This is a genomic window from uncultured Clostridium sp. (assembly GCF_934754915.1).
Lineage (GTDB): Bacteria > Bacillota > Clostridia > Clostridiales > Clostridiaceae > Clostridium.
In genome coordinates this window covers 1-7,159 of the sequence record NZ_CAKVKB010000153.1, presented here as the reverse complement: position 1 = coordinate 7,159, position 7,159 = coordinate 1, and the positions used below count along the sequence as shown (strand labels likewise).

Genomic DNA, 7,159 nt, shown 5'->3' with positions numbered 1-7,159 from the left:
CATTGGAAACTAATTTTTATATAGTTAATGTCTATTAATTTGAAGTTCAGATATTTTATATTTGGCTGAAATTTAATTAGAAAAAAGTTATTTACAATTTTAATAAACATATAAAATTTCTTTTGCTTTGTTTTTGGAAAATAATAATATTAAATAATAATACAAGATTTTATGTTATTATTTTAGTTTAATTGTATAAATACCCAAAGCATGATAAAATCAATGGTATGAGATGTATTTTTATTATAGTAATGTATATTATGTATAATTGTAATTATTAAATATTCATAAAGTGTGAATTATTAATCATATATAATACATCAAATTTTAAATAATTATTAATTGTATATCACTATCATACATTGAATACAAGGAGAGGGAGAGATATGAATAAAAGATTAAAGAGGGTTATAGCACTTGCATTGACTATAAGTGCATTTTCAACATTTTCATCAATTTTAAACATAACAGATACAAATTTTAAAATAAAGCCAGTATATGCAGCTTCATATAAACCAAGCAATGGAGAATTATCTTCATTAAAAATCAAATCTACAAATGGAGACGAACTTGATTTAAAAGATGCGTACAATGGAGATACAGTAAAGCTTAGTGATGACAAAGAATATTATACAAAGCTTACAGATGACAGTGAGGGAATAAAGATAGATGCTGATGTAAAAGGCAGTGACAGAGTTATAAGGATATTTTTATCAGGTGATAAGGATGCAAAAGCTTATAAGACAGGAGAAAAACTTCCATTAGGAAAAGGAAACACTGCTATATACATAAGAACTTATGAATCTTCATCTGCTTTTAGAAAAGCAAAGGATGATAAAAAGGATGTTACAAGCTGTGAAGAAGAATATGTATTAAATGTAAAGAAAACAACAGGAAGCAAGTATGAGGATGATTCACAGGATTCAATTTATTTATCAAATCTTGAATTAAATAAGAGCAACATAACTTTTGTAAAGCAGAGGACAAGCTATGATGTAAAAGTATCTTCTTCAGTAGATGAAATAAAGATAACAGCAAAGCCAGAAGAAGATAATTACAGAGTAAGAATTGATGGGGATTTAGTAGATTCAAGTGATAATTACAGAAAGACAGTTTCATTGGATAAGGGAAAAAATGAAATAAAAGTAAAGGTTACTGACAGCAGTGATAATCAGAGAACATATACTCTTAACATAACAAGAGGAAGTTCAAAAGATGCAGATCAGGATGCAGTTTTCTTGAGAAATCTTGAAACTGATGAGGGAGATATTGATCTTTCAGAAGATGAAACAGAATACAAGATTACTGTAGATAATGATGTGGATAATATAAAGGTAACAGCAGAACCAGATGATGATGAATATCTTGTAAAGATAAATGATGATCAGGTTATTGCAAGTGATGATTATGAAAAGAAAATAAGCCTTAACGAAGGAAAGAACACTATTAAAATAACAGTTGAAGATGAAGTGAATGATAAAAAAAGAACTTATACTTTAACTGTAAATAGAAAAGAATCAGTAAAAGTTGAAAATGCTGACAGTAATAACAATAATAACAGTAGTAATAACAGCAACAATGCAAATAATAACAACAATGCAGGAACAAAAACAGATGAAAATAAAAATGGAAGCAGTGCATCTTCTACTGGATGGTTTAAAACTGATAAGGGATGGCAGTTTAAAGATGAATCAGGAAATATTTTGAAAAATCAATGGCTTTTTGATAAAGAACAAGGAGTTTATTGTTATTTGAAAGAAGATGGATACAGAGCAACAGGATGGTTTAAGGACAATGGAAAATGGTATCTTCTTGACAATAAGGGAGCAATGCTTACAGGATGGCAGATAACTGGTGGAAAGTGGTATTATTTAAATTCAGATGGATCAATGGTAACAGGCTGGCTTAAACTTGAAACTGAAGTTGAAGATAAAACTGCTGCTGCGACTCAAAATACAAACAATGGAACAGCAGTACAAGGACAACAGAATGCAAATGGACAAAATTCAGCTTCAAGTGCAGCATCTTCAAATGCAACTTCAACAACAGCTGCAAATTCAACAGCTTCAGCATCAACTCAAAACAATGCAGCACAAAATAGTGGAACACAGACTAATACAGCGACACAAGGACAGAATAATAGTGCAGCTCAAAATGCAGCAGCCAAAACAAAGAAAATAACAAAATGGTACTATCTAAATGGAGATGGATCAATGGCAACAGGCTGGCTTAATTTAGGTAAGTGGTATTATTTAAATGAGAGTGGAGATATGCATACAGGATGGCTTATAGATAATAATTCAAAATATTATTTAAATGAATCTGGTGAAATGCTTACTGGAACTCAGACTATTGGAGGAAAAGAATATAAATTTGCATCATCTGGGGCTTTGATCAGCTGATTAGATTAATGTACAATGTACAATTGACAATTTACAATGAGGGATGAAATCCCTGTGGGATTTCTTTGATAATTTTTTTAAGGTTGGATTTGATTTTTAACAGATATTTGGAACATATAGTTTTAGGATAATAATAAAACTATATGTTCTTTTTTATTTTATATATACTTATTTACGCAGTATATATAATCATAAAAATCATTTAAGTTATTGGATATTATGGATTTTACAATTTTTATATTAACAGATTGATAATCATGAACTACAATATTTCTAAATCCTACCATTGCCTTTAAATTCTTGCATAGGTTATCATTGATGATGTTTTTATGGTTAAGTACATCAAAGGCATCTCTGCTGCTTTGGGGAATTCCTAATTTTTCCTTTGAAACTATATGCATTGCTAAGTCAATAGATGCTTCACAAGCTCTTTGAATATTAAGCATTATTGAATCTTGTTTTGTATAGTCTTTTAAATTTTCAGGATTATTTTCATAGACTTCATTAATTCTGCGAATACATCTTTCAATTGTTTCTATTTTATTCAAAACTACATTATTTTCTACCATAAACAGTACCTCTCTCTTTTATTGAATCAATGATTTCTTTACGTTGTTCATTAAGTGTTGTATATTCTCTTAGAGCATATAGTTCAAATAATTCACGTTTATAATTATTATTGCAGTAAATCAGTCTGCCATAATAAGTAATTTGAATTTTGAATACTGTTGATGCTGAATTTATATGAATTAAATCAACATCTCTTTTAAATATATCAGCCAATTCTTGAGCTTTAATAAATTTAAAATATTCATCAACAGATGCATTATAATCTGTTAAAAATCCCAAATCTATATCACTATCTTTTCTCAATTCACCTCTTGAAGCTGAACCAAATAAATAGATTGCAATTGGATGAAAATTTTCAATTATAATATCAATAGCTTTTTTTAACTGAATTTCTAAATCCAAAGTAATCACCTGCTTTTTATTTATTTATTGTTTAAAAATAAAATTGTACTCAATTTGTATATTATCAATTGTGAATTTTAAACTGTCAATTAACTTATAACTATATTATATCCTAAATGCAAAATCAATAGAATTTCATCTTAAATTTTTTATTTAGGAAAATTTAAGATTCAGATAATAAAAAATTTATCCATTGGTAGTATAATTTTATAAACGAAGGAGTTTGTCCTAAAAAACATAGAAAAATATTGAATAATTACAGATATATAGTATACTAGAAAAAGGTTATGAATTCAGAATTAATTACAATGTATAATGTACAATTGACAATTTACAATTAAGGATGAAATCTTTTTAAGATTTCTTTAAATATATATTTCAATGTACAACTAGAAATTTACAGTCTGAGTGTTTTCAACAGTAAGAGTGAAAGATGTACAATGAAAAATTAAATCTTTTTAAGATTTCTTTAATTATTTATGTAGTCTTATTATTGAAACATATAGATAATTTTAATATTACGATATAAATATATATTTATATTGATTTTGTCAAAATAGTTTTGTATTAAATTAAGAGAATATTAGCATACAAGAATAGGAGAGTAGATATGATGAATAAAAATATCAAAAATGTTATTGCAGTAGCTCTTGCAGTTAATGGTTTATGTTTTATGGCTCCAGCTGGTAATGATTTAGGAATAGGGCCTGTAAGTGCATCTGCATATACTTATAGTGGTGCATCAAAAGGTGAACTTACATCATTAAATGTATATAAAAGCAGTGGAAGTGAACTTGAATTAAGAAGCAGTTATTATGGAAAAGAAGTAGAACTATCAAGCAAAAAGGATTATTATATTGACCTTAAAAATGGTGGTGATGAAATAAATCTTGATGCTGAAGTTAAAGGTGATGGATATATAATGAAGGTCTTTACATCTGGAGCTAAAGATGCAAAGGCTTATGATATTGATGATTCTTTTCATATTGATGCATCAGGAACAAACATATATATAAGAACATATGAAAGTGAAGATGATTTCCATGATGCAGATGATGATGGAGATGTTACAAAATGTAAAAAGACATATGTGCTTCATGTAAGAAGAGATACAAATGGAAAAGTATCAGATGAAGAACTTCTTGGTGATGAAGCAGCATTAAGAAGCATTTATTTAAGTGATGGAACTATTGATTTTGATAAAAAGATAGGTTCATATAATGTAAATGTTGGAGAAGATGTTGAAGAACTTACAGTAAGAGCAAAACCAGATAATTCATCAAATACAGTTGAAATAAATGGAGACAGAGTAGATGATGAAGATAACTATGAAGCTGTAATAAGTTTGGACAAAGGTGATAATTTAATAGAAATAAAAGTCACAAATGATGATGAAGATTATTACAATGTATATACTTTAAATGTATATAGAGGAAAGGTAGAAGGGGACAGCTCTTCTTATAAAGCTAATTATAATGGTGTAAATCAGATTCAGGCTGTAAACTGGAGCTTTAATTCATGGCAGCAGGTTGATGGAAAATGGCAGTATATAGATGGAACTGGACAACCTTTGAAAGATAAATTCTGGTTTGATTCAAAGAATGGAAAGACTTACTACTTAGGAAAAGACGGATATAGAGTAAGTGGCTGGATGACAAAGGACGGAAAATGGTATTACTTTAATGAAATAGGAGAAATGCAGACAGGATGGCTTGAAAAAGATGGACATTGGTACTACCTAAATAGAGCTGGAATTATGGTATCTGGATGGAGTGATATCTCTAACAAGTGGTATTATTTTAATGAAAAGGGAGAAATGCAGACAGGATGGCTTCAGGTCTCTAATGGAAAGTGGTATTACTTAAATGCAAGTGGAGAAATGGTTACAAGTACAACTGTTGATGGATATGAAATAGATAAAAAAGGAATAATGGTAGAAAAGTAATTTTAATAAAAAAGTCCTATAATTAGGGAATTTATTTGTATTATATAATGATAATGGACAATGGACGATTGACAATTAAGGTTAAAATTTTTGCAAGATTTTTTGATTATTATTATTGATTAATTATTAGAGCTTATATATATTTATAAGTTACTAATAATTATGATATAATTAATCTGTAAAACTGTAAAATAATAAAAAGTGAGGGAAGGATTATGAATAAAAATTTAAAAAAGACAGTAGCAGTAGCAGTTGCTCTTACAGCAGTTGCTGGATTTACACCATCAATGGGTGGAAACCTTTTAACAACTAAAGCTTATGCATCATCAGATAATGATGAGAAATTAGAGAAATTATATTTAAAGACATCTGGAGGAAGCAATATAAAATTCTATGAAGATGATGATTATGATGATAAGGTTGACAATGATGATATAAGTGATGGAGATACTTATTATGCTAAAACTTCATCTAGTAAGGTTAAAATATCTACAAACGGACCTTCAAGCAGTTATGTAAGAGTTTTTACAAGTAAGACAAGTTCATCAAAAGGAAAAAGTACAAGTAATGAAATAAGTTTAAGTAAAGGTTCTAATACTATTTATGTAAGAGTATATTCAGAAAAGCCTGATTCAAGCATAAAATGGAAAGAAGATGATGATGTTATAGCTGAATATACTTTAAAAGTTAAATGTACAAGCAGTTCATCAAGCAGCAGCAGTGATGATGATGACGATTATGATGATATCTACTTAGATAAATTAACAGTTGATGGAGATTCAATTTCTTTATCAAAGAGTAAGACAACCTATACAAAAACTGTTTCATCTTCAACTGATGAAGTTACAATAAAGGCAGAACCAGAAGATGATGATTATGATGTAACTATTGATGGTTCATCAGTAGATGAAAATGATAAATGGAAAAAAGATGTAAGTCTAGAAAAAGGTAAAAATGAATTTAAGATTGAAATAGAAGATGATGATGATAACACTAGAACATATAAATTAGTAATTTATAGAGGTGAAGGATACAGCACTTCAGATTCAGTTCTTTTAGATACTTTAAAAGTTGGAGGCACTGATATTGCTCTTAAAGAAAATAAGGTCAACTATAATTTAACTGTAGATGAAGACTGCGATGAAATTTATATTAAAGCAGAACCTAAAGATAGTGATGCTACAGTTCAAATTGGCGGAGAAGATGTTGATGACGATGATGATTATGAAGTAAAGGCCAACTTAAAGAAAAATGTTGTAAATACATTTAAAATTAAAGTAAAGGATAGCAACAATAAGGAACAGACTATATCTGTAAATATTGGAAGAGGAAAGTCTGTTACAGGATATCCAACTGATAGTACAACAACAAATAACAACACAAGTACTAACAATAACACTACTAATAATACAAATAACAATACCAACAATAACACATCTACAAGTGTGAATAGAAACAAATGGGTACAAAACGGATCATTGTGGCAGTATTATGATGGAACAGGAAATCCTGTTAAGAATTCATGGGTTGGAAACTATTATTTAAGTGAAACTGGATATATGGTTACTAATGCATGGAAGGATATAAATGGTTCATGGTACTATTTTGATGCTAATGGTGCAAAACATACTGGATGGCTATATAATGGTGGATTATGGTACTATTTAAATAATGATGGAAGAATGGCAACAGGATGGTTCCGTGATATGAACAGTGGAAAGTGGTACTTCTTATATCCATCAGGATATGGAAAACCAGCTGGATCTATGGCTGTTAGTACAAGTATAGGAGGATACTGGATTAATTCAAATGGAGTTTGGGTTGGCTAATAAATAATTTA

5 protein-coding genes are annotated in these 7,159 nt (G+C 28.8%); 3 read left to right on the top strand and 2 right to left on the bottom strand.

Annotated features, from left to right (window positions below; all coding sequences use genetic code 11):
* Positions 1 to 386 precede the first annotated feature (386 nt).
* Positions 387 to 2,402 (top strand): N-acetylmuramoyl-L-alanine amidase family protein, encoded by a 2,016-nt coding sequence (locus tag Q0F58_RS16025; protein ID WP_294378784.1) that lies wholly within the window; start codon positions 387 to 389, stop codon positions 2,400 to 2,402.
* A 158-nt stretch (positions 2,403 to 2,560) separates the two neighbouring features.
* Here Q0F58_RS16025 and Q0F58_RS16020 read toward each other — a convergent pair whose 3' ends face one another.
* The gene (locus Q0F58_RS16020) at positions 2,561 to 2,971 is read right to left on the bottom strand and encodes a type VII toxin-antitoxin system HepT family RNase toxin (protein ID WP_294378782.1); all 411 of its coding nucleotides are present in this window, start codon (positions 2,969 to 2,971) and stop codon (positions 2,561 to 2,563) included.
* Complete coding sequence (locus Q0F58_RS16015) at positions 2,958 to 3,374, bottom strand: type VII toxin-antitoxin system MntA family adenylyltransferase antitoxin (RefSeq protein WP_294378780.1); 417 nt, start codon at positions 3,372 to 3,374, stop codon at positions 2,958 to 2,960. The genes Q0F58_RS16020 and Q0F58_RS16015 overlap by 14 nt, the downstream gene beginning before the upstream one ends.
* Positions 3,375 to 3,984: 610 nt before the next feature.
* Between Q0F58_RS16015 and Q0F58_RS16010 the strand changes: the two genes are divergently transcribed.
* Both Q0F58_RS16010 and Q0F58_RS16005 read left to right on the top strand, forming a co-directional pair.
* Positions 3,985 to 5,319, top strand: a complete 1,335-nt coding sequence (locus tag Q0F58_RS16010; RefSeq protein ID WP_294378779.1) for an N-acetylmuramoyl-L-alanine amidase family protein — start codon at positions 3,985 to 3,987, stop codon at positions 5,317 to 5,319.
* Between the two features lie 215 nt (positions 5,320 to 5,534).
* On the top strand, positions 5,535 to 7,148 hold the full coding sequence (locus tag Q0F58_RS16005) for an N-acetylmuramoyl-L-alanine amidase family protein (RefSeq protein WP_294378777.1): 1,614 nt from the start codon (positions 5,535 to 5,537) through the stop codon (positions 7,146 to 7,148).
* Positions 7,149 to 7,159 lie beyond the last annotated feature (11 nt).